We start from the raw sequence: 22952 nt of genomic DNA, 5'->3' as shown, positions 1-22952 counted from the left end.
GTGCGAGACATGAATCGCTTTCTGCAATTTCTGCGTGACGAGCTTACCCCGTTCCCCGGCCGGATGAACGTCACGCTACGCTGCGTAGCCAGCGCCGCAATTGTGATCGTCATTTCCATGACGCTGCAGGTGCCGTTTCTCGCGCTGTCGATTCTCGTGACGTTCTTTGCGACACAGTCGAATGTCGTTCTCACCAGGATAACGGGAATCCTGTTTCTTGCCGGGGCCACGCTTGCATTGAGCAGCTCCATTCTTCTGCTCAAGTTCACCTTCGACTATCCGCTGCTACGAATCGTATTTGCCAGCCTGATATTCTTCTTCTGCGTCTATGGAATGCGGGTCTTCCAGCTTGGCATTGTCTTCTTCATTGGCGCCATCGTAATCATCTACGTCCAGTCGTTTGTCGACGTAACGCCGAATGCGGAAGCGCTAATCCGGGCAATCCTTTGGGTATGGGTTTCGGTGTGCTACCCGATAGCCCTCACGCTCATCATCAACACGTTACTCTTGCCGGCTGAACCTCGGCAGCAATTGCGCCAGATGCTGGTTTCGAAGCTCATGGTAGTGCAGGCGAGATTGGGTGCATTGCTTGGCAGCGCATCTGCGTCCGGATCCATTACCGCGCGGGACGTAGAGGGCACAACGACTGCTCTCCAGAAGCTGCTGAGATTTACAGCAATGCGCGGCAGGCGCGATGACATTGCCGAGGCGCGCGATCTTGCGACGGTCACAACGGTTTCGAACCTCTATGTCGCCGCGTCGAACTTGCAGCAGACTTCGTTCGTCCCAGGGATGCTCGAGGGTAGGGTCAGGTCCCTGCAAAAGGCGTGCGGAGCATTGGCCGGCGCGATCGGTAGAGACGAACCCTTTTCGATTGCAGAAGAGCGAAGGGACCCCGCCGTTGGCTCGACATCTGGCGCTGGATCTCCCTGGGCCCTGGTGGCGATGAATCGCGCTTTTCTGGAACTCGACGCCTTCACGGTGGCACAGGGCGACGCCATGCACAAGCCGCCAAAACAGCCTTTACTCGCACCGGACGCCTTTAATAACCCTGTATACGGAGAGTTTGCACTCAAGACCTTGCTGGCGGTGCTGGTGTGCTACCTCTTCTACAACTCCGCCGACTGGCAAGGTGCGCATACCGTGATGCTGACGTGTCTGATTGTGGCCCAGCCCAGTCTCGGTGCGTCAAGCCGACGGTCATTGCTGCGTTTTTGGGGAGCCGCTATTGGCAGTCTGCTCGCACTGTTCGAGATAGTGTTCATTCTCCCAAGGATTGACGGCATCGCGGCGCTGATTGTGAACGTTCTGCCGGTGTTGTTTATCGGAGCATGGGTGGCATCAGGCTCGGAGCGGATCAGCTACGCGGGGGTGCAGATATGGTTCACATTCTCGCTGGCGTTCCTGGAGCAATTCGCCCCCACGTTTGACCTGACAGAGATCCGGGACCGCATGGTTGGCATCTTCCTGGGCATCGTAGTCGCCACCTTCGTGCAGATGAGCCTCTGGCCGGAAGGTGAGGCAGCGTTGCTCAGGCGCCGCCTCTCGGCCAGCCTCGTTTCAACGGCCAGGCTGCTGCTGAGCCTCGGGCATCCGAAAGTCGTCGAAGATAGCCCGGATAGTGGAAAGCAGCGAATGGCGGCATGGGCTGCGCTCGATGACTGCGAGAGTATGTTATTGCGGGTCGCACTTGAGCCAACCTGGCGCGAAGGCGAAGAAGAGCGCGTCACGTTGCGCGCAAATTCCGTGCTTGTTGCCGCGCGAGAGCTGCTGCTTGCCGCGGACGCCCTGCGCAGCGCCTTTGATGTCGCCGGCGGCAGGATGTCTACGCTTCTGAGCGATGCCGCACGCGACTTCGCATCGAACGCTGGCTCGGCAATCATGGCGTATGCAACGGGGCTGAAGGAGCCGACGCCCTGCGCAAGGCCCCCCAGGCTGACGGCCCCCAAAGCATACCTGGTCGGGGGCGGACTGGAAGAGGGCGCTGTCGGCAGCGTTGTGGAGTTGAGTGCCGAGGTCCATCGCGTACTGCAAGCGGTATCGAGCTTACCAGAGTGGGTTGGGGAGGCCGGCTCTCGCGCGCCGGGTCTTCCAGCCAACGTGCGAGCACAATGATGGATTCCATGTCGCCGGCCCCGCGGGGTAGTCTCTCTCGTCATTTGCGTTGTCTTGCCATGGCAAGTGTTACAGTATTGGCCGGCTGCGCGCTGATTCATCACGACAGCGCTCCAGTTCAGCAGGTGGAGGCAGCGCAGGTCGAGGTCCCGCGGCAACTGGACTTGACCGCAGGCGATTGGCCGTCCGAGAAATGGTGGTTGCAATATGATGACCAGCAACTGACGGCCTTTATCGACCGCGCACTATCGGCCTCCCCGACGATGGCGTTGGCACATCAGCGTGTGGCACAGGCTCAAGCGCGGGCGGAACTGGCGGCAGCGGCATCCGGACCGCAGGTGAGCGCCATCGGGTCTATCGACCGTGAGCGGGTGTCATCCCACGGTTTCCTGAGCGCATATTCGGGATTTGAACCGGCTATCGGAGCGAACGGCCCGTGGTATACGACGGGGCTCATCGGATTAGGTGGCGCGTGGGATCTGGACATCTGGGGGCGGCATCGAGCGGAGATTGCCGCGGCCATTGGCGTTGAGAACGCACGGAAAGCAGAGACAGCACAGGTTGCGCTCGAACTGTCGACGGGTGTCGCGAGACTCTACTATTCCGTGCAGACCGCGCTGTCCGCCATCGATCTGCTGAAACGGGAGCGCGATGCCATCGCCATCGAGGTCGATGCCCACCGTTCGAAGATTGCGCGCGGGCTTGAACCCGAGACTACCGCCAAGCAAGCGGAGGCTAAGCTACTCTCTGTCGAGCAGAAGATCTCGCAGGCATCCGATGAGGTGACAAACGGACAGGAGGCAATGCGTGCCTTGATTGGCGCGGATTCGCGCGAACCCGTGGACATTGCGCCCAGGACGCTCCCGGTTGTGGCAACAGGGGTACCGTCAAGTCTCGGCTTTCAGCTCCTTGCACGCCGCCCCGATCTGCAGGCGCTGCATTGGTATGTCGTCTCATCCCTGAAACAGGTAGAGGCGGCGAAAGCGGCGTTTTATCCGAGCTTTGACATCAAAGCCTTCTTCGGATTCAACGCCCTCGACCTTTCCCAACTCTTTCTGCATGCAAGCCAGCAGATCAACATTGCACCCGGCCTTTACCTCCCGGTGTTCGACAGCGGTCGCCTCAACGCCAATCTGAGGGGAGAGAGAGCGGGGAGCAATGCCGTCATTCTGCAATATAACCAGGCCGTATTGAATGCGGTTCGCGATGTGGCGCAAACAGGAAGCGCACTCAAGGACCTGGGTGAGCGCACCGCCATGCAGCAGAGCAAACTGCAAGCGGTGCATTTCACGCTGGACAGCGCATCCGCTCAATACGTACGGGGGCTGGGCAACAGATTGCAAGTGGAGCAGGCACGCGAGATGGAGGTTCAGGAGCAGTTGGCGATGCTTCAACTGACAGCCCAAAGTCTCCAGCAATCCATCGTGCTGACAAGAACACTGGGCGGCGGCTACCAGGCGGAAGGCGATATGCGTTGAAGTGGTACGGGTCGAAGGCCGGTCCACATGGTTTCAAATTGCATCCGAAGGATCAGTCGGAAGGCTGAAGCTGAAAGTCACGCCCCGGACCTCATTGCGCACGACCCAGATACGGCCGGCGTGTGCTTCGACGATCGACCGACAGACTGCCAGCCCCATGCCCATGCCCGTTTCCTTGGTGGTGACAAATGGCTCAAATATCGTCTCCAGATTCTCCAGTCCTATGCCTTCATCCTGTACGTCGACCAGCACGTTGTCCCCGTCGCGCCGAGAGCGGATCAGCAGCGACTTCGGTAGCTCCACCGTGGCTGACACTGCCTCGATGGCGTTGCGCACAAGGTTGACGATGACCTGCTGAATCTGCACCGCATCGGCCCTGATCATCGGAACGTCTTCGGCTAACTGAGTCTCGAGCGAGATCACGTTCCCGTGAATGTCGTCAGCCATCAGAGTGCAGACCTCAAGTATCAGCTTATTGATGTCAAGATCGGCCTTTGCAGGGGCTGTGCGCTTGAACAGCGCGCGAATGCGGCTTATCACGTCCGCAGTGGCAATGCCATCACGGACGACGGCTTCGACGCTGAGTCGGGCTTTGTCGATGTCGGGCGGCGTTGCAGCGAGCCAGCGTCGGCACGCTTGCCCGTGGGCCACAACGGCCTGCAGCGGCTGATTGATTTCGTGGGCGATGGACGCGGACAGCTCGGCCACTGTCGCCGTTCGTGACGCCTGCGCGAGCCGTTCCCGTGCCTGTCGCAAAGCGTCCTCCGCTCGCGTGCGCTCGATGAATTGCCCGACCTGGTACCCCACGGCGGTCATCATCTGCAAGAACTCGGGACAGGCGGCGCAAACCTCGCGGCTGAAGAATTCGATCACGCCCACTACGTTGCTCTTGAGCATGATCGGGAAGGCGAAGGCCGCGTGGAGCCCTTCCTTAGCGGCAGATTCTGTCCGCGGAAGCTCCCTGCTGAGAGCCATGTCGGGGATGCATACGGGCGCGCCGCTCCACCATACTCGCTCGGGGAGCCCCATGCCGAAGCCACTCGTCCCCGACACTAACCCGGAACCGGACCGCGCGAAGGTGGACGAGGGCCATGATTGCACGTGCATCAGCACGCCCGCTTCCGAATCGACGCGCCAGATTGCGCCACAGTCCCACTCGAGGGCTTCACACATTTCGCGCAGAATGCGCGGTGCCGCTTCCGCGATCGAGCCCGCTTCCGACAGCGTCTGCGTGACGCTGAATTCCGCGAGCAGCCGCTGCTCGCGGCGCCTGCGATCGGTGATGTCGCTGGCGAGCGCGATGGCGAAGAGGCGCCCACCGCGGTTGAACGCCCGTGTGCGCACCTCGACGGGAAAGAGACTTCCGTCTTTTCGCTGGCGGCGGCTGCTGAACGTCACATTTCCGTCCTCCCGCAGCCGCTGCCTGATCCACTGGACCTTTTCCGGCGTGATGTCGCGGTCGAACTGACAGCTGTGCATGCCGATGAGCTCTTCGCGCGTATAACCCAGCGCCTCGCACGCCTCACCGTTCACGTCGAGCACGATCCCTTCCTCGTCGTACAGGAAAATGGCATCGGTCGCGTGCTCGACCAGGGTTCGGAAGCGTTCTTCGCTTGTGCGCAGCGCGTCCTCGCTCGCGAGCAGGTTGCTGTGCGCGAGCGCGCTCGTCAACGTTTCTTCCAGGCGTCTGGCAATCTCCTCGAACAGCCGCTGCTCCACGGTGGTCCAGGAGCGCAAGTGCGAGCACTGGTGCAACCCGAACAAGTACGGCCGGTCGCCCTTGGGGCGAACCGCGCTCGCGATCATCGACAGGATGTTGAATCGGTCGCGAATCTCCGGCGGGATGCCTGGATCTACCACCGCCCCTGGGGCGTGCAGCATGTCACGCAGGAATTCGGCTCCCCGGGCGTCCACCGGCAACTCCTGGTCGAGCGCGAAGGCGCCCGGATAGTCAGGATGCGTGTGCTCCATCACCGCGCGACACGCCGGCGCATCGGGATCACAGGGATATACCAGCCAGGCCCTATCGCAACCGAAGATCGCCAGCGCCTCCTCGAGCACGCCGCGCATCATGCCAAAGACCTCGTTCGTTCGCTGCATGGCGCGGTTGATGCGGTCCATGCACTCGAGGAACCATAGGTATTCCTCGCGCTCCGCCTCTGCGCGCTTCTGCTCCGTGACGTCAATGACGGTGCCGATGTATTCGACCACGTCGCCGGAGGCTGCCAGCACGGGATGCGCCAGGGTGCGGACGTAGCGCATCTCGCCGTCTGGCAAGAGCAGGCGGTGCCCGACTTCGAACTCCACACCGTCGCGCACATATCGGTCCACCTTTTCCAGGAATCCGGGCCGGTCCTCGGGATGGATGCGTTCCAGGGTGTCGTCGACTGAAGGAACCCCCTGCGCCGGGTCGTACCCGAAAATGCGATAGCACTCCTCCGAAAAGTACAGAATGGCTTTCGACGCGGGGCACCATGCCCAGCTTCCGGTGTGGCTGACTTTCTGCGCCTCCGCCAGGTACTGGCGGCTGCGCCGCAGTTCTTCCTCCGCTTGCTTACGCTCGGCCATGTCGACGACAAAGGCCACGCCTCGCCTGCGTTCGTCGTCGAAAGCGGCCGACCCGACGAGCACGGGAATGCGGTGACCATCCTGATGGAGATATTCCTTTTCGTAGGGTTGCGCGCTGCCGGTCAGCTCGAACTGCGGCAAGATTTTTTCGAGTTCGTGGGCGAGTGATTCGGGAGGTGTCAGGTCGGTCCACCGTAACCGACCCGACACGATATCCTCGCGCCTGTACCCGACAATGCGTAGAAATGCGTCATTGGCCTCGAGAATCCGACCTTCCCGGTCCCAGATCAGGATCCCGACAATGTTGGCGTCGACCAAGCGGCGGATCTCAGCCTCCCGCTTCTGAAGCTCGCGGTACAGACTGCTGTTTTCCAGCGAAATCGCCGCCTGGGAAGCAAGCACCTTCAGGACAGAAATCCTGCCGGGCGTAAAAACGCCTGGAGCAAGCCTGTTTTCCAGGTACAGCAGCGCGACCAGCGCACCCTGCTTCATCAACGGCAGGCAGAGTACCGACCGGACGCCCTGCGCACCGATGTACTGATCGGTGGAATGCGGACTCGGGACTGAAGTATCGTCGAGAATCACGCACTCCCGGGTACGCGCGGCATAACGGACCACCGACTCGGGAAGCGTGTCCGCGGAAGCTGGCGTCTCTCGCAGGCTGACCGTCACGGCGCTGCCGAAAGTCTTCGCTTCCGCCTGGATCAGGAATTCGCTGTCACGCGGGAGAATCAGCAACCCACGTTCCGCGCCGGCGTGCTCGATGGCCGTACGCAACAGCGTTTCGATGAGCTTTTCCGGGACGATCTCGCCCGACACTGCCTGCGACACTTTGATCACAGTGGCAAGATCCAGATCTTCAACCGGCGCGTCGATCGTGCCGGCGGGGCCCGGGGCACGATCGTCCAGCCCGTCCTGCCTTAACTCAGGATAGAGCTGATCGAGTTGTCGCACCTTCCCATGGGCCCCCCACCGCAGATAGGCACGCCGTGCGTTTCCCAGGTAGAGATGCGCAATCTCCTCAAGGCCGCGCGCGGCATAGCAGCGGGCAGCCAGTTCGTAGGACAGCGCCTCGTTCTGGACGAAGCCATTCGAACGCGCAGAGCGAATGGCTCGCTCGTACAGATCCATTGCCTCGAGCGGGCGCCCCTCGATGCGCGCAATCTCCGCGCCGACCAACACCGCACGATCCTCGAAGTTCTGGGGGGAGTTTTCAGCCCATGCCCGGAGTTGTCGGTGATGTGCCGACAGCGCGTCTCGATGCTTGGCATACGGATCGGGACCCATGGGCTCGCAGCAGGCAGCGCGAGAGAGAGCGGCATAGAGATGGTATTCCGCCCTCTCCAAGAGCATGACCGAAAGCGACGCTGACGTCGAAAAGCATCTTTCCGCCTTATCCGCGGCATCGACAGCCGATGCGTAGTCGCCAGCGAAGAAGCCCGCCTGCAGCTTTCGGATCCAGTAGAAACATTCAGGCAAGGCCAGAGCGGGGTGACCGGTGAGGCGCGCCTCGAACGAGCGCTCTGTGAACGGGCCAGCCTCGAGCGAGCCGAATTTCGCGGTTTCGCCGCGGAGCGTGCGGACCAGCGCGAGCGGGGCGGAGATCATGTCGGCAGCGAATCCAAAACGCACCGTGCGCGCAAACTCCAATCCGTGCTCGGCTTCACGCTCAACCCGGTCGAGTGGAACACCGGAAGCGAGAAGATTGGAACTAATATTGCGGCAGGCGTATGCAGCAAACGTCGGGTCGCCTTGTTCGTTCGCCATCTGAAAGGCACGTCGAGCCGGGTCGACACTCTCCCGGAGCGGTCGCGTCCAGGGTACGACGAGCGCGAAGACCAGATAGGTCTTTCCTCCCAGGCGCCTCAATCCGCTGCGTTCGGTCAGATCGCAGGCCATCTTTCCGAGTCGATAACCTGCGTCGTAATGGCCGAAGCGGTTGCCGGCGATAAGCCCGACCGAGACGTAGTGCGCGGGTGCGGCGTCGCTATTGCCACGCTCCAGGCTGAGATTGACCGCCCTGCAGATGGTGAGCGCGTACAAATTCTCGTCGGTGTATAACGTCGGTGCTCCAAGGGTGGTGAGCACGTCGAGCGTAGCCAGGGACTCCGGATCCTTCATCAGCGGCAGGTCGATGAGATCCTCGATCGCCCGCCTTCCCAGCAAGGACCAGATCCGATCGTATTCGCGACACGCTTCCAGTTGAGTGGGATGCGCTGCCCAATCGATGCCCACATGCCGGAGGTATTCCAAGCCGACCGCGACCGCGCGGTCGCTAGCCCCGAGCATCGTGTAAAGATCCACGCGCCGGCTCGCGACGGCCGCACGTTGGACCGTGTCGGCAGCGCGCGTTGCAAGCGCCGCGAGACGTTCCTCCGCGGACGGCAGTGCTCCTGTCCAGAGCTCGCAGTCGGCCCCATGCAGTTGCAGGGCGAAGGCAAGCGCCTGCCGGCGCTCCCACGAATCCTCCGCTATCAGCGCCGCGCCGGCGCTGAGATACGTCAGCGCAGAGGTGTAGGCAGACGATGCCTTTGCGCGCTTGCCGGCGATCAGGTTCAGCTCGGCGAGCTTCTCGTGCTCGTCCTGTGACGTGATGAGGGGGGCGCCGCGGTTAAGCTGGTTGACGACCTCGAAGATCATCTCCGGCAGCTTTTCCGGCGGCAAGCAGGCAGCGAGCAACCTGCCTGCCCGGAGATGGATCTGTGCGCGCGCGTCTTCCGGGATCAGGGAGTACGCCGCCTCCTGAACCCGGTCGTGGACAAAGCTGCAGGAATCTTCCGTGCAGGAAATGAGACCTGCTCGAATTGCTTCCCAGAGCTGTTCCTGGAATTCGCCTCTCGGCCGCTGGGATACCGTTTCCAACAGGACGAGTTCCGCATCGTTACCCATGCATGCAAGCGTTTGCAGTACTTGCTGTGTTCCGATGGGCAGTCGATTCAGCTTGCCGACCATGAGCTCCACCACATTGTCGGTATAGCCCTTCGTATGGATGCGATCGAGGTCCCAGGACCAGCGCGCCGCGTCGTGATCGAAGGAAAGCATTCCCTCTTCGGCGAGCGAAGCGATGAACTGAATGGCGAAAAACGGATTGCCGCCGGTCTTGTCCAGCACCAGTTGCGCGAGTGGAGTGGCACGCTCTGTCTCGCAGCGAAGCGCGTCCGCGATCAACTGTTCAAGGTGCTCCTGGGCAAGCGGCGCCAGCTTGATCTCCGCCAACGCTCCGCCGGCGGTCTTGATGGCATTGAGCTTGCACGTCAGCGGATGTGCGGCATTGACTTCGTTGTCACGATAAGCACCGATCAGCATCAGGTTCTGCGGCCGGGACCGGGTCAACAGGTCCTCCAGCAGGTCGAGCGTCGCCGCGTCGATCCATTGCATGTCGTCGAGGAAGAGCGCCAGCGGATGTTCCGGCCGGGCGAAAACGCCGATAAACCGACTGAGCACCAGCTGAACCCGGCGTTGCGCGTCTTGCGGAGGCAACTCCGGGACTGGCGGCGGCGCTCCGATGATGAGTGCCACTTCGGGAACGAGATCGACGACAAGTCCCGCATTCGATCCCAGCGCCTCGCGAAGCGCGTCATGCCAGGGTCCCAGCTCCGCCTCGCTTTTGCCAAGCAGCGGCCGTAACAGACTCCGAAAGGCTTGCGCCAGCGTCGAATATGGAATGTCGCGTTTGTACTGGTCGAACTTGCCCGCCGCGAAAAGCCCGCGCGACGGTACCAGTGCCTGGTGCAGCTCGTTGACGATGGCGGACTTGCCGATGCCGGAATATCCCGCGACCAGCACCAGCTCAGGCGCCCCGTTTTCGCCGATACGCTCGAAGGCGGCGAGCAAGGTCTCGACCTCGCGCGATCGCCCGTACAGTTTCTCCGGAATCATCAACTGGTCCGGCATGTCGCGCTCGCCGAGCGGGAATTCGCCGATGCGTTGCTCGGTATCCCATTGCGCAAGGCAGCGTCGCAGGTCCGCTTCAACGCCTGCCGCGGTCTGATAGCGCTCCTCCGCCGTTTTGGCGAGCAGCTTCATCACGATCGCTGAGAGGACTGGCGCCAGGTGGTCCACGCGCTCTTGCGGTGGCACCGCCTCTCTCGCGATGTGGCAGTGTACCCATTCCATCGGATCGGCGGCGGCGAAGGGCAGGCATCCCGTGAGCATCTGGTAGAGCGTCACGCCGAACGCGTAGAGATCGCTGCGGGAGTCGACCGAACGATTCATCCGCCCGGTCTGCTCAGGCGCCATATAGGCGAGCGTACCGGCGATGGACTCGGGCGGCTCGGATCGTTGGCGCTCTCGCGCAAGCCGCGAGGCGAAACCGAAACCCGTAAGCCGGACTTCACCACTGTCGGGATTCACCCGGATGTTGGCCGGCTTGACGTCCTTGTGCACGAGTCCAGTCTGGTGGACTTCGCCCAGTGCCGACGCTATGCCAATAGCGAGGCGCAGGAAGGACCCCGAGTCCATCGGTGCATCGAGGAGACTCTCGAGGGGCTTGCCGCCGTCATCTTCGGGAGCAAGGGCTATTCGGTCGCGCTCGTGGAGCCACGGGGCGTGAACCACATCGAGTTCAATCGGCTTCATGGAATGCTGGTCGATTCTAGTCCTTCAGGAGTGAGGTCTTTTTTGTGGCCCACGAAAGCGCTGGAAGGTTGCGCGCGGCCAGGCTGGCTGGCGATGATCGAGCACCTGCTGTCGACTCGTTACTGCTATCGAAGCAAGCGTCAGAGAATACGATATGAGCCGTCCAAAGTACAATCGTGTCGGTTGGTACAACCGGGTTCCCTACGACTCACATCTTATCTCCCTGAATTGCGTTTCGATTGCGATGCCAGTCTCGTCAGGATGGCACGACACAGAATCAGGCGGGTTGCCGGTCAGATGTCGCGCGTGCGCGGGATGACGACCGCCTGGCCGTGTACCTTTCCATCCGTGTCCAGGAGCTGCCACAGCGTGGCCTCTTCGATCACGAAGCGCCGGCCTGACTTGCTGATACGCACGCCCCTGTAGCCAGCTTCGTAGCCGATCTGTTGTACACGCGCGAGGAACTGCTGCCGCTCCTCGCGATTCTGGGGCTCGGCTGAGAGCCGCGACGGCAAGCGGGTGATTTCATCCCAGCCATATTCGAAGCGGCGCTGAGCGGCCTTATTTCCGTAGATAAAGAGCGGGTCGGGATCGGTATTGTGCGCGAGCACCGCGAACGGGGCGCACTCATAGAGCCATTTGGTAGCCTCGGGCACCGGCATGCCCTGTGGAACCAGCGGTTGATGGAGCAGCTGGGCGTAGCTGTTGGCGAGGAGTTCGTAGAACGCAGGGTTGCTGTAGAGTGGGACTATCTGAGACATTGCAACGGAAATCGTGGGGGCATTGTAAAGGCTTTATGTACGTATTCCCTTCAGTGTTCCACCTGATGGTAGCCGACAGGTGGTCGGACGGCTATTACATGAAACTGGAATCAATTCCGTATTCGTCAACCGGGCTTGGGACGTAATGTGGCGCGGGTTCGCGCAGCGGACCAAGCCGTGCTCGCCCGGAACCGATGCCGGGCCGGCGCCGAACGTGTCGAAATGCGACCGCCCGGTCACGCGGTTGTAGAAGTACGCCCCCGTGCATGACGGGCGGAGATTCCGGAAGCGATCAGGGACACCGCGCTGTCCAGCCACGCGCGCCACAGGCCAGCGATCGCGAAGGGCTCACCGCCTGGCAAACCGATGCGCCAACACGCTGCTTGCCAGTCTCGCTGTGCGCGACGCAGATCCAGTAGCAAAAGGCATTGCATAAGCAAAATCTTATGGTCAATAGAAGAATGTTTAATTGTCATTAATGTGTTGCCGGGTTTAGGCTTTTCTCAAGTTCACCTGATCGCTTGGGCATTCGAATATGGGCCAGCCAACCTCCACCAAGGTCGCACTGCCAACGCAGTCCTGACACAACGCCTCCTCGATGCCGGCGCAGAACCGCCGCTCGGTGCCCATCTCATCACTCCGCGCCACGGCTACAGCCACCATGGCATCTATGTAGGCGACGGCAACGTTGTGCATTACGCTGGACTTGCCAGGTCGTTGCGTCGCGGCCCGGTCGAGGAAGTCAGCATCACGCGTTTCGCCGCCGGATACGAGGTCTTGATCGAACCAAGTGCTGATCCGGTGTACGTCAGGCACGAAGCCGTGTGGCGTGCACGCTCGCGGTTAGGCGAGAATCGCTACAGGGTGCTGACCAATAACTGCGAGCACTTCTGCGCCTGGTGCCTGTATGGAGAAAGCCGTAGCAAACAAGTGCTCGCGTGCTTCGTCGACCCGCGCGCGGCCCTTCGGACCGCGTTATGCCTGTTCACTGCATTCCTTGCGGCGGCATGGCCGATGCGGCGCACCGGACCTCGTGTGAGCTGACGATCGATTCTTGCCGGCAGTTGTGGGGCTGTCCCTGCGCGTCGCGCCGTGAGCAGCATTTCAATTCTAAGCGACAGGAAATTCTCGTCGCCTCAACCGTTTGTGTCACCACAGCGAGAAGTCAAGCACGCTGAGGTAAAGATGGAGAAGGGCCATGGAGTCGGTCAATCAATTTGTGTGTGTAGTCGATGACGATGCAAGCATCCGGGAAGCGTTGACAAGCCTGCTGCGCGCCCATGGAAGAAGCGTGCTGTCGTTCAACTCGGGGAAGGAGTTTCTGGAATCCATTCAGTGGGACGCAGTCGCATGCTTGATCCTTGATATGCGCATGCCGGGCATGAGCGGCCTGGAAGTCCAGGAGCAAGTTATTTACAACTCTCATGCTTCGATCGTTTTCGTCACTGGAAGAAATGACGTGCCTTCCACGGTTCTGGCGATGAAGAGCGGGGCAGTTGACTTCCTGGCTAAGCCCATCAGTGAGGATGCTCTGCTCCGAGCCGTCGACACGGCAATTGCCAGGACGCATTCGCAGCGAAGAAATGCCGCAGAAGCTGCTGCGCTACGAGCGTTGTACGAAACCCTGACCCCAAGGGAGCAAGAGCTTCTGCCTTTGCTTGTCGGGGGGTTGTTGAACAAACAGGCAGCGGACGTACTGGGGATCACTGAGTACACCGTGCAGGTGCATCGTGGTCACATTATGAAGAAGATGCAAGCGGGCTCATTTGCCACACTCGTCAGGCAAGCAGGCTGGCTGGAGCTTGAGACGTACCTGCCTACCAGGGGTAACCGGCACTAACGCCGGCCGTTGTAACACTTTCCACGAAAGGAGCGAATGCTCGGGGTGCATTCCATTACCGACCATTCGCCAGGGCTTAGGCATGCACGCAAGTCAGCGTACAAGTACCGCTGCGGCGGCGAAGACTTAGCCACAATCACACTCGTTGCGAGTGATGTCTCCCATGACTGGGGCCATGCCCATTTTCTTGCGGAGGCGTGCTCATAGACTGGGCTCCTCCCGCTCTTTCCGGACTACATCATGCCATCTGATGTGTCCGGGAGAGCCAGGGAAGCCCACTTCCATCGTTCAGCACCGAGCCGTGTTTGATTGATTCCACCGCCATGTGGTGGCTCACGGCGCGGCGCTCGCCAGCTTTGGCCCCGATCTGATTGACGCCTTCTGGCTCGATGCGGCTACGTACACGCCGGCTACCAAGGATGCGCTACCTGAAGCTGCTGGGCCGGCTGCGCCGCTGTCTGGTTGACGTTGGCGTTCGCGAGTCAACGTTAGCCCCGCCGCGCCGGTTGGCTTGACCGCTTCATACCCCGGTATATCGCGGCATCGGCGGGCCTGTCCCCACGTATCCCGGCGGGGCATGGGCATGGCGCTTCCAGGCAGCGCCGCCTAAACCAAGGTATGACTTGGAGCTAGCCAATGCGCTAGCAAAAGCCAACGCACGCATGAAGGCGCGCGCGCACCGTCGCACCTATGCTTCGAGCTAGGGAAATCGAGCCCGCTCGACGATCCCGATAGCAAGGCATGCATCGCACCCGGACCGTGCAGTTCCACGGAGCAAGGCGCGATCCGCAACGCCATGTTCCGCTTGCCGGAGATCTGTGCCGGCGCCATCTATCACCGACCCGAGGAAATCATGACCACATGCACCCAACTCCGCCTTGCCATCGCCGGCCTCATCGGCGCGGGCATCCTCTCCGCCGGCGTGGCCCACGCTGCCGACCCGCGTACCAGCCCCGACAGCGCAGACCGGTACGGCTACAACGTCAACGCCAACAGCAAGCCCGACGCCTTCACCGATGGTGCGCGCAGCGGTCGGATTGACCGCAAGTTCGACCCCTATACCGAGGGCGCCCGCCTGGAAGGGACGTCCCGCCCGTTCGACGGCGTACTGGTCGCCGGCCGCGACCTGACTGGCGTATGGGGATCGTCGGCCGGCGACGGCACGGCGCAAGGCTGATACCAGGGCTGCCCATCACCGCGTGGGCAGCCCCTGTTTCCTGGCGGTGATTCTGCCCACGGAGGTCCGTGATGAACAACGTTGCTCTGATGCTTGAGCCCACGCGCGTCGGCGAAGCGGCGGAAGCGAGGACCGTCTCCGGCGTTCCCGGCGATTCAACGCCGCCGTGCCCCGGTGGCCGCAGGCACGTCCTGTTGACGGCAGCGTGGCTTGGCATGTGTGCCGCCAGTTGCGCGATGGCTGCGGTCGTGGCGTTGTGGGTGCCGCTGTGACGGCGCGCCAGCGCCGGCGTGCCAGTGCCAGCGACAGGCGCGCTGGCTGGAACCGCGCTTCAGGAGAGCGCGCCGGAGACCAAGCCAAGCGCTTCGGCCTTGAGCACGAAGTCCGCCAGCGACTTGGATCCCATTTTCTTCATGGCCTGGCCGCGGTGGAGTTTTACTGTGATCGCGCTCAGGTTCATCCCCGCGGCTATCTGCCTGTTCGTCAGCCCCCGTACTACCAGCGCCATCGCTTCGCGCTCGCGCGGCGTCAGGGATTGATAGCGGCGGCGCAGGTCGGCGCCAGACTGGTCGGAAGTACGGCGTGCTGCGTCGCGCGCCAGCGCGCTGCTGACCGCATCCAGCATGTCTTGGTCGCGGAACGGCTTGGCCAGGAAATCGGTGGCACCCGCCTTCATGGCCTTCGCGGTCATGGCGACATCGCCGTGCGCGCTCATGAAGACAATGGGGATGGGCAGGCCGACCGCCGTAATCTGTTCCTGCACCACCAGGCCGCTCTGGCCCTTGAGGCGTACGTCCAGCACCAGGCAGCTCGGCGCATCGGCCTGCTTGTGCGCGAGGAACTCCTGCGCCGAGGGGAATGCCTGCGCGTGCAGGCCCACGGAACGCAGCAGCATGCTGAGCGCCGCGCGCATGGAATCGTCGTCGTCCACCACGTAGACAACGGGAGTGCCGCCTGGCTCATTGCTCATTGTCCGTCCTCATGCTGAATCGGTAGCACCACTTGCAGCGACGCGCCACCGTCATCCGGGGATTCCGCCCAGATCCGGCCCCCGTGCGCTTCGACGATCGAACGGCAGATGGACAGGCCCATGCCCATGCCGTCCGTCTTGGTGGTGAAGAATGGGTTGAACAGGTGCTCGGCATCCCCAGCGAGAAACCCGTTGCCTGAATCGCGGACCGTCAGCTTCACCTGCTCCGGTTCGACCCGGCAGGTGCTGACCCACAGGCGGCGCCGGCGGCTGGTCACGCCATCCATCGCCTGCACGGCGTTCACCACCAGATTGACCAGCACCTGTTGCAGCTGCACGCGGTCGCCGCGGATCAGCGAAGCCGGTTCATCCAGCTGCAGCATGGCTTCGATGCCATGGTCCTGCAGCTCGCGGCGCAGCAGTTCCACCGATTCTCGCGCCAGAGCGTTCAGATCGACTTCGGCATAGCTGGGATCGCGCTTCTGCGCCATCGCGCGGATCTGGCGGATGATCTCGCTGGAGCGCTTGGCGTCGGAGATCATCTGCCGGATCGATCGCGTGGCTTCGTCGATGTCAGGCTGCGGGCGGTGCAGCCATCGCAGCGCGGCATCCGCGCAGGTGACGATGGCTGCGATCGGCTGGGCGACCTCGTGGGCAATCGAGGCAGCGAGTTCGCCTAGCGTAGTGATGCGCGTGACATGGGCCAGTTCGGTCAGCGAGCGCTGCAGCGCCTGTTGCGTCAACGTGGCCTCCGTCACGTCCATCAGGGCTCCGACATACTCGAGGTGGCCTGCGGTAGCGGTGTTTAGCCTGGTCACCAGGTGCACATGCTTGACCGAGCCGTCCGGCATCAGCAGGCGGTGCATGACGTCGATGCGCGGCGCACCCGCCCGGATCTGGGCGCGGGCTTCCTGTACCAGCGCCAGGTCGTCCGGGTGTGTCCGCTCCAACATGTGATCGGAGGTGGGCTGTACGCCCGTATCGTAGCCCAGGATGCGGTAGGCCTCGTCCGACCAAGTCATTTCCTCTTCCGGCAGCCTCAGCGCCACGCTGCCGGTCTTGCTGAGCCGCTGCGCCTCGGCGAGGAAGGCCTCGCTGCGTGTCAGCGCGGCTTCGGCCTGGTGGCGTTTGGTAATGTCGTTGCTCGTGGCGAGGATGGCGGCCGGCTTGCCGGACTGGTCTCGCCACAGCGCCCAGCGGCTGGAAATGGTGAGCGGCTTGCCGTCGCGGCGCATGCGCTGCAGCTCGCCGTCCCAGCGCCCGGTCCGCAGCAGTTCGGCTCGGATATGTTCCACAGGGACGGGAAAGCGGGTCTGCGTCAGCCGGTGGACCGACTGGCCCATGGCCTCATCCGCGGTCCAGCCGTAGACCTCCTCGGCGCCGCGGTTCCAGAAAGTGACGCTGTCCTCCATGTCGTACACGACGATGGCGTCATGCGTCAGGTTCAGCATCTGGATCTGCTCGCGCAGCCGCGCCGTGCTGGCCAGATTGCGCATCGCCAGCAGCGACGTAATCGTGATCGCCAGCACGCTGAGTACGCAGCGCGCCAGCGAGCCGGCACTGTCGCTAACATCCACGGAAAGCGCGAACCCGACCAGCGTCAGGACAACACAGGCCACACCCGCGGCAAGGGTTCTCCGCCGCGATCCGCCCAGCGCGACCAGCAGTACCACCACCACATAAAGTACGGCAATGGCGATATCCAGCGGCGTCAGTGCATCGATCAGGAAGACGGCCAGCGCGAGCACCAGCGCGACCAGCGACTGCGCTTGCGTGCTGGGGCGCGCCGGCCCGATGGCGGGGAATGACTCGGTCATGCCGGACCTATCCGGGCTGGCGGCCCAGCCGAAGACAGACGGGAAGTGAAAACGACGCGCTCGCTTCATGGGGGCTCGATGGCATGGTTTCCTGGCGCTGGCGGCATGCCAATGCGCGAAACCCATGCTGGCCGGCATGGGTTGTAATCTGGCGCTTCGCCTTGCATGCCGATGCCAGGCTCCGGCGCACGCGGACCAATGCGCATTGCGCCCGTCCGATTGCCTTCACTGCGTCTCCTCCCGCGTGCAACCGCTACGGCTCGCGGGCGGACTCGCGCGTTATCTGTTCTAGACATTCACATACCGCGGCGCCATCGACGGGCTTGCAAAGGAAGGACCTTGCCCCGCACTCCAGTGCCTGCTTGCGGATGGCCTCGGTACAGAAGGCCGTAATGAAGATCACCGGTACGAGGACGCTGGCCTGAACGAGCGCCCTTTGCATTTCAAGGCCGGTCATGCCCGGCATCTGGATATCGGAGATCACGCACGCCACCTCGGTGGCACTGCCCGAATCCAGGAAATCACGCGCCGAGGAAAACGGGCGGGCTTCCCAGCCGAGCGAGCGGACCAGGCTCGATGTCGCCACGCGGACCGATTCGTCGTCGTCGACGATCGCTACTATCTGATTGTTGTACAAGCGACTACCTCTGCCAAGCTGAGCATCGGGTCCGCGCACCGACCGTGCGCGGCATCCATACCCTTTGCCTTTGCAGGCATCTTATGCGCACTGTTTGCCGGGGGGAATTACATGAACGTATAGGTATTGGCGCCCCGGCCGCCGCGTATCCTGCCGTGTCTGGTAGACGGCACTTCATCAGCACCGCTCCGCATGCCATGGATAGCGCATGGCCGGAGGCACTGGTCCGGCAATGGTGCAATCCCGACAGTGGTGAGGCCACGCGTTGGTGCGGTGGCACCGCCTCTCTCGCGATATGGCAGTGCACCCATTCCCGCGATCGAGATGACGCTGCTTGCCAGCCTCCCGGAGGTGGAGTCGCGAACTGCCGTGTCACATGCGGGTGCTGATTCCAGCGACGCCGAATCGAGCCCGACAAGAGGGCCAGACTTCGCCGGCTGATCCACCGTCGTGGAAGCATGAGGCCGTGAATTCTTTGATGATCGATCTGCCTATGCGGCCCGCCGAACGTAGCGCGGGCAGCCATACAGTGAAGTCGTTCCCTGCACTGTCGACTCAACTTGTGTATCTGCTCGGCTATCTACGACATTTGCTAACGGACCCGCATAGTCCATGCCGACACTCCAGCTTTATGTAATAGCGAATCGTCGTCCTTGAATCTACCATCCTTAGACCTTGAAGCCGTGACAGAGTCAAACACGATCCAAGGATGAACAATTCGTGCAGCGGTGCGAAGGGTCTGGCAAGAGTTGACAGGAACCCGTCGATACATTGCTGGATTGCATCAGCGTTCTTTGTCTCAATCGGCTGGCATGCGTTCAGTTTCAGAAGTGGTGATGGTGGCCCGCCATTCGCGGTGCCGAGTATTCCTCTGGGTGTGGCCCGTTCCCGGTCGTTCCGGATTCTGACCGATCGATCCGAATTTCCCGTAGTTGCGAACGGCGCCATCCGACGTGCTGGGCTATCGCTCGACAGCCGTCCGCACGAAGCGTTCACCCGTCCGCGACGCATGACTCCCATTTCAACACAGGAGATATCCATGGCTGTTTCCGCCATCCCATCGACACCTGCTGACCAGGTCGGGCGTGCAGCGACGTTGACCAATGTCTTGTACGAAAAGAAGGGGCCCATCGCCTACGTGACTATGAATCGGCCCAAGGTTCTCAATGCGCTGAGCCAGCACGCCTGGGAAGATCTCAGAACGGCTTTCGAACAGGCGCGCGATGACGCTGCGGTGCTCGGGGTGATCCTCACCGGGGCTGGCGACAAGGCTTTCATCGCAGGGCAGGACATCAGTGAGCTGCAGCATGTGACGCCAGTTGTTGCCGAAAAATTGTCTCGCCGTGGACAGGCGGTGCTCGACCTCATTGAAAACCTTGACAAGCCGGTCATCGCGGCCGTTAACGGCTTTGCACTCGGCGGCGGGTGCGAGACGGCCATGGCTTGCACCATCCGTGTCTCCGCGGAGCACGCGCGGTTCGGACAGCCGGAGGTCAAGTTAGGTATTCCGCCGGGCGCCGGCGGAACACAGCGATTACCGCGGCTGGTCGGCAAGGGACGAGCGCTACAGATGATTCTTACCGGAGAGGTGATCAGCGCTCAGGAGGCCTGGCGTATCGGGCTGGTCAACGAAGTGGTGCCGGCCGGGGAGTTGATCGCACGCTGTGAAGAGATCCTGAGGCAGATTCTGGCGAACGCGCCGGTGGCTGTGCGCTTTGCGCTCGAAGCAGTGAATAAAGGAATGGAGACGAGTTTGTCGACGGGGCTGTTGCTCGAGGCCTCCGTGTTCGCGGTTTGCGCGGGGACGGAAGACATACGCGAGGGCACCGCTGCCTTTTTGGAAAAGCGCGCCGCTCACTTTCATGGGCGCTGAGCCCGTACATCGTGAACGACTATTAACAGGAAACAACTATGGCAAGTGAGAATATCTTTTCTGGCCTGAAGGTGGTGGACCTCGCCAGCTTTATCGCGGGTCCCAGTGCCGCGGTCATCCTTTCCGACTTCGGTGCCGACGTCATCAAGGTGGAGCCTCCGGCGGGAGACCTTTGGCGACATGGGCATGAGCTACCGCCGCAGCCACAGGCGAAGGATCCCTATGCCTGGCACCTGGCCAACCGCAATAAGCGCGGTATCACTCTCAATCTGAAATCTTCGAGTGCTCAGCCGGTCCTGCAGCGCCTGATCGAGTGGGCTGACGTGTTCATTGTCAACACGCCGCACCCCGCACGCAAACGATTGAAGCTCGAGTATGACGACGTGGTGCAACATAACCGCCGCCTGATCTATGCGGATGTGACGGGTTTCGGCGAAAAGGGGCCGGACGCCGATCTGCCGGGCTTCGACATCACTTCCTACTGGGCGCGCAGCGGATTGCTGTCCATGACGCGCGATGCCGGCGCCCCGCCAACCTGGCCGGTGGCCGGTAGCGGCGACAACGCGACCGCCGTGGGCCTGTATTCCGCGATTGTCACCGCGCTCTATCGTCGGGAGCGCACGGGTGAAGGTTCGTACGTCACGACATCACTGCTTGCGGAGGGCGTCTGGGCCGCGAGCGTTTCGATCCAGGCCGCACTGTGCGAGGCGACGTTCTATGGGCTGCACGATCGCAAGCATCCCGCCAATGCGGCCCTGAATGTGTACCGCGCCGCCGATGACACCTGGTTCGTTCTCATCGTCATGCCGGACAAGTTCCAGGTGGTCGCGGAGGCTCTGGGCCGCAAGGATCTTCTGACGGATCCGAGGTTCTCCGATCCTGCGAAGCTGACGACAAACATGCCGCAGCTGACGGCGATTCTCGATGACATATTCGCAGCGCAACCCATGACGCATTGGCAGCAGGTCTTCGAAAGCGTCAACGTTACGTTCGGAGTCGTGCGCGGCCCGCAAGAAGTCATCAACGATCCACAGCTGCGGCTTAATGACATTGTCGTTCCACTGGAGGGCGCCCCCGGCAAGCTGACTTCCACCATCAGCAGTCCAATACAAGTGCACGGCGTCAGCAAGGTGTCAGCCAGGCGCGCCCCGTCCCTTGGAGAACACAACGAGGGTGTCTTGAAGGAACTCGGCTTCAGTGCGAGCGATATCGTTGCATTGGAATCGAGCGATGCCCTTGGGAAGATGAAGGAGTGGCCGCGATGAATCAATCAGTGGATCGTTTGTTCGTACTCGATTTGAGCGACGGCCGGATCTTCTCCATGAACCCGGACGGCTCTGATCCAAAAACCCTGGTCACGGGATGCCGCCACCCGGACGGCATCGCGTTGGACCTGGAGAAGGGGCATATCTATTGGACGGATATGGGTGTTCCCGATCTCAACGATGGGATGATCGAACGCGCAGATCTCGACGGTCGTAACCGCACGACGATCATTCCCGAGGGCGCCACCTACACGCCGAAGCAGATCCATCTCGATCGCAAGAATCGCAAGCTCTATTGGTCGGATCGCGAAGGCATGCGGGTCATGCGCTCGAATCTCGACGGCTCGCACATCGAAACGCTCGTGGAAGCCGGCCGCGGTGATGGCGACCGCGGCGATGCGTCGAACTGGTGTGTGGGTATTACGGTTGACGTTGAGCGCGGGCACATCTACTGGACGCAGAAAGGCCCGGACAATGGCGAACGCGGCCGCATCTTCCGTGCGAATCTGGAGATTCCCCCGGGCCAGGACGCCGCCAGTCGTCAAGACATCACCGTGCTGTTCGACGGACTGCCGGAGCCGATCGATCTGGAGCTCGACCTGACGAGTCGCCATCTGTATTGGACCGATCGGGGCGATCCCCCGCGCGGCAACACCGTGAGCCGCACATCCATTGACGGCAAGCCGAGCCAGGAAATCGTGCTGCACGATCTGATGGAGGGAATCGGCCTTGCGTTGGATGTTCCGGGCAATCGCATGTTCGTGACCGACCTGGGCGGCTCGATCTACTCCGCTGAACTCAATGGGTCGAAGAAGCGAGTACTGGCCGCCATGCAAGGAAATCTCACGGGCGTGGCCTACGCGAAAACCACTCCGACGGAGAAATGATGACGAACTTTGACAAACCTATTCGCCGCATTGCCATCGTTGGCACCGGAGTCATCGGTGCCAGCTGGGCCGCACAGTACCTGGCCAGTGGCTTAGACGTGATCGCGACCGATCCGGCGCCGAACGCGGAAGCCAATTTGCGCAAGTTCGTAGACGATGCCTGGACGGTGCTCACGCGCATCGGGCTGTCCCCCGGTGCTTCGCGTGACCGTCTGGAGTTTACGCCTGATATGAAGCAAGCGCTGGCGAAGGCGGACTTCGTGCAGGAGAACGGTCCGGAACGGCTGGACTTCAAAATCAGGCTCTACGCTGACATGGACGGCGTGACGCCGCCCGATTCACTGATCGCATCGAGTTCCTCGTCGCTGACCATGAGTGCTGTTCAGTCAAAGTGTGAGCATCCGGAACGGTGCGTCATCGGACATCCGTTCAATCCCCCGCACGTTGTCCCGCTCGTTGAAGTGGTGGGCGGCGCAAAAACATCGCCGGCGGCCATCGAAAAGGCGATGGCGTTCTATAAGTCCATCGGTAAGCGGGCGATTCTCTTGCGCAAGGAGGTCCCCGGGCACGTCGCGAACCGACTCCAGTCGGCTCTGTATAGGGAAGTGTTGTATCTCGTCGAGCAGGGGGTGCTCAGTGTGGCCGACGCGGATGACGCGGTGAGCTGGGGGCCCGGGCTTCGCTGGGGCGTCATGGGACCCAGCCTGCAGTTCCACCTCGCAGGCGGCGCCGGTGGCATTCAGCATTTCATTGACCATCTGATGCCCCCGGTGCTCGAAGCCTTGTGGAAGGAGCTCGGGACTCCGAGGCTCACCGCCGAGTTCAAGCAAAGGCTGGCCGACGAAGTCCAGCAAGAGGCCGCCGGGCGTTCGGTCGCACAGCTGTCGGAGGCGGAGAACGAGATGCTGGTCGGTCTGCTTCGCTTGCGATCCGGGCGCAGCTGAGGTCCCTGCATGGAGCATGACCACACGCTGCCCGCTTGCGTG

At 61.9% G+C, this 22952-nt stretch carries 15 protein-coding genes; 10 read left to right on the top strand and 5 right to left on the bottom strand.

The annotated features are described in order from the left end of the window. The first annotated feature begins 9 nt into the window (after window positions 1-9). Together K307_RS15205 and K307_RS15200 are read left to right on the top strand one after the other, a co-directional pair. Complete coding sequence (locus K307_RS15205; protein ID WP_051974906.1) at window positions 10-2115, top strand: FUSC family protein; 2106 nt, start codon at window positions 10-12, stop codon at window positions 2113-2115. After that, window positions 2112-3593 carry an MdtP family multidrug efflux transporter outer membrane subunit gene (locus K307_RS15200; protein WP_051974905.1) on the top strand — a complete coding sequence of 494 codons (1482 nt, stop codon included), beginning with the start codon at window positions 2112-2114 and terminating at the stop codon, window positions 3591-3593. The genes K307_RS15205 and K307_RS15200 overlap by 4 nt, the downstream gene beginning before the upstream one ends. 33 nt (window positions 3594-3626) lie before the next feature. Here K307_RS15200 and K307_RS15195 read toward each other — a convergent pair whose 3' ends face one another. Further along, complete coding sequence (locus K307_RS15195; protein WP_051974904.1) at window positions 3627-10739, bottom strand: PAS domain S-box protein; 7113 nt, start codon at window positions 10737-10739, stop codon at window positions 3627-3629. Between the two features lie 293 nt (window positions 10740-11032). Then, window positions 11033-11500, bottom strand: a complete 468-nt coding sequence (locus K307_RS15190) for an MEKHLA domain-containing protein (RefSeq protein ID WP_042879312.1) — start codon at window positions 11498-11500, stop codon at window positions 11033-11035. 579 nt (window positions 11501-12079) lie between these two features. On the opposite strand from K307_RS15190, the gene K307_RS46155 reads away from it, so the two are divergent. The 4 genes from K307_RS46155 to K307_RS15170 all read left to right on the top strand — a co-directional run bounded on the left by K307_RS46155 (window position 12080) and on the right by K307_RS15170 (window position 14789). Continuing rightward, a complete protein-coding gene (locus K307_RS46155) occupies window positions 12080-12544 on the top strand; it encodes a lecithin retinol acyltransferase family protein (RefSeq protein ID WP_196251589.1) in 465 nt (154 codons plus the stop codon). A gap of 154 nt (window positions 12545-12698) precedes the next feature. Further along, the gene (locus tag K307_RS15180; protein WP_042879308.1) at window positions 12699-13340 is read left to right on the top strand and encodes a response regulator transcription factor; all 642 of its coding nucleotides are present in this window, start codon (window positions 12699-12701) and stop codon (window positions 13338-13340) included. Window positions 13341-14193: 853 nt separating this feature from the next. Continuing rightward, window positions 14194-14517: a hypothetical protein gene (locus tag K307_RS15175; protein ID WP_155301158.1), complete on the top strand. Its 324-nt coding sequence runs from the start codon at window positions 14194-14196 to the stop codon at window positions 14515-14517. 71 nt (window positions 14518-14588) lie between these two features. Continuing rightward, window positions 14589-14789: a hypothetical protein gene (locus K307_RS15170; RefSeq protein ID WP_042879306.1), complete on the top strand. Its 201-nt coding sequence runs from the start codon at window positions 14589-14591 to the stop codon at window positions 14787-14789. Between the two features lie 59 nt (window positions 14790-14848). Here K307_RS15170 and K307_RS15165 read toward each other — a convergent pair whose 3' ends face one another. From K307_RS15165 to K307_RS15155, 3 genes are all read right to left on the bottom strand, one after another. After that, window positions 14849-15487, bottom strand: coding sequence for a response regulator transcription factor (locus K307_RS15165; RefSeq protein ID WP_042879304.1), 639 nt, complete (start codon window positions 15485-15487; stop codon window positions 14849-14851). Further along, on the bottom strand, window positions 15484-17304 hold the full coding sequence (locus K307_RS15160; protein ID WP_042879302.1) for a PAS domain-containing sensor histidine kinase: 1821 nt from the start codon (window positions 17302-17304) through the stop codon (window positions 15484-15486). Before K307_RS15160 ends, K307_RS15165 begins: the two co-directional genes overlap by 4 nt. A gap of 253 nt (window positions 17305-17557) precedes the next feature. After that, the gene (locus K307_RS15155; RefSeq protein WP_042879300.1) at window positions 17558-17941 is read right to left on the bottom strand and encodes a response regulator transcription factor; all 384 of its coding nucleotides are present in this window, start codon (window positions 17939-17941) and stop codon (window positions 17558-17560) included. 1039 nt (window positions 17942-18980) lie between these two features. On the opposite strand from K307_RS15155, the gene K307_RS15150 reads away from it, so the two are divergent. The 4 genes from K307_RS15150 to K307_RS15135 are packed head-to-tail and all read left to right on the top strand — an operon-like array spanning window position 18981 to window position 22910. Next, a complete protein-coding gene (locus K307_RS15150; protein ID WP_080745030.1) occupies window positions 18981-19814 on the top strand; it encodes an enoyl-CoA hydratase-related protein in 834 nt (277 codons plus the stop codon). Window positions 19815-19852: 38 nt separating this feature from the next. Beyond that, on the top strand, window positions 19853-21079 hold the full coding sequence (locus tag K307_RS15145) for a CaiB/BaiF CoA transferase family protein (protein ID WP_042879299.1): 1227 nt from the start codon (window positions 19853-19855) through the stop codon (window positions 21077-21079). Next, entirely contained in the window at window positions 21076-21966 is an 891-nt protein-coding gene (locus K307_RS15140) for a 3-hydroxyacyl-CoA dehydrogenase (protein WP_042879298.1), read from the top strand. Before K307_RS15145 ends, K307_RS15140 begins: the two co-directional genes overlap by 4 nt. Then, entirely contained in the window at window positions 21963-22910 is a 948-nt protein-coding gene (locus K307_RS15135; protein WP_329955871.1) for a 3-hydroxyacyl-CoA dehydrogenase NAD-binding domain-containing protein, read from the top strand. Before K307_RS15140 ends, K307_RS15135 begins: the two co-directional genes overlap by 4 nt. Window positions 22911-22952 lie beyond the last annotated feature (42 nt).

Source organism: Cupriavidus necator A5-1 (genome assembly GCF_000744095.1).
Taxonomy (GTDB): domain Bacteria; phylum Pseudomonadota; class Gammaproteobacteria; order Burkholderiales; family Burkholderiaceae; genus Cupriavidus; species Cupriavidus necator_A.
This window is presented reverse-complemented; position numbering and strand designations above follow the sequence as displayed.

Excerpts from the sequence above, each read along its gene's own strand:
- K307_RS15190 (WP_042879312.1), bottom strand. The coding sequence starts at position 11,500 with ATGTCTCAGATAGTCCCACTCTACAGCAACCCTGCGTTCTACGAACTC.
- K307_RS15140 (WP_042879298.1), top strand. The coding sequence starts at position 21,076 with ATGAATCAATCAGTGGATCGTTTGTTCGTACTCGATTTGAGCGACGGC.
- K307_RS15150 (WP_080745030.1), top strand. The coding sequence starts at position 18,981 with ATGGCTGTTTCCGCCATCCCATCGACACCTGCTGACCAGGTCGGGCGT.
- K307_RS15145 (WP_042879299.1), top strand. The coding sequence starts at position 19,853 with ATGGCAAGTGAGAATATCTTTTCTGGCCTGAAGGTGGTGGACCTCGCC.
- K307_RS15170 (WP_042879306.1), top strand. The coding sequence starts at position 14,589 with ATGAACAACGTTGCTCTGATGCTTGAGCCCACGCGCGTCGGCGAAGCG.
- K307_RS15200 (WP_051974905.1), top strand. The coding sequence starts at position 2,112 with ATGATGGATTCCATGTCGCCGGCCCCGCGGGGTAGTCTCTCTCGTCAT.
- K307_RS15205 (WP_051974906.1), top strand. The coding sequence starts at position 10 with ATGAATCGCTTTCTGCAATTTCTGCGTGACGAGCTTACCCCGTTCCCC.
- K307_RS15165 (WP_042879304.1), bottom strand. The coding sequence starts at position 15,487 with ATGAGCAATGAGCCAGGCGGCACTCCCGTTGTCTACGTGGTGGACGAC.
- K307_RS15160 (WP_042879302.1), bottom strand. The coding sequence starts at position 17,304 with ATGACCGAGTCATTCCCCGCCATCGGGCCGGCGCGCCCCAGCACGCAA.
- K307_RS15135 (WP_329955871.1), top strand. The coding sequence starts at position 21,963 with ATGATGACGAACTTTGACAAACCTATTCGCCGCATTGCCATCGTTGGC.
- K307_RS15195 (WP_051974904.1), bottom strand. The coding sequence starts at position 10,739 with ATGAAGCCGATTGAACTCGATGTGGTTCACGCCCCGTGGCTCCACGAG.
- K307_RS15180 (WP_042879308.1), top strand. The coding sequence starts at position 12,699 with ATGGAGTCGGTCAATCAATTTGTGTGTGTAGTCGATGACGATGCAAGC.
- K307_RS15175 (WP_155301158.1), top strand. The coding sequence starts at position 14,194 with ATGACCACATGCACCCAACTCCGCCTTGCCATCGCCGGCCTCATCGGC.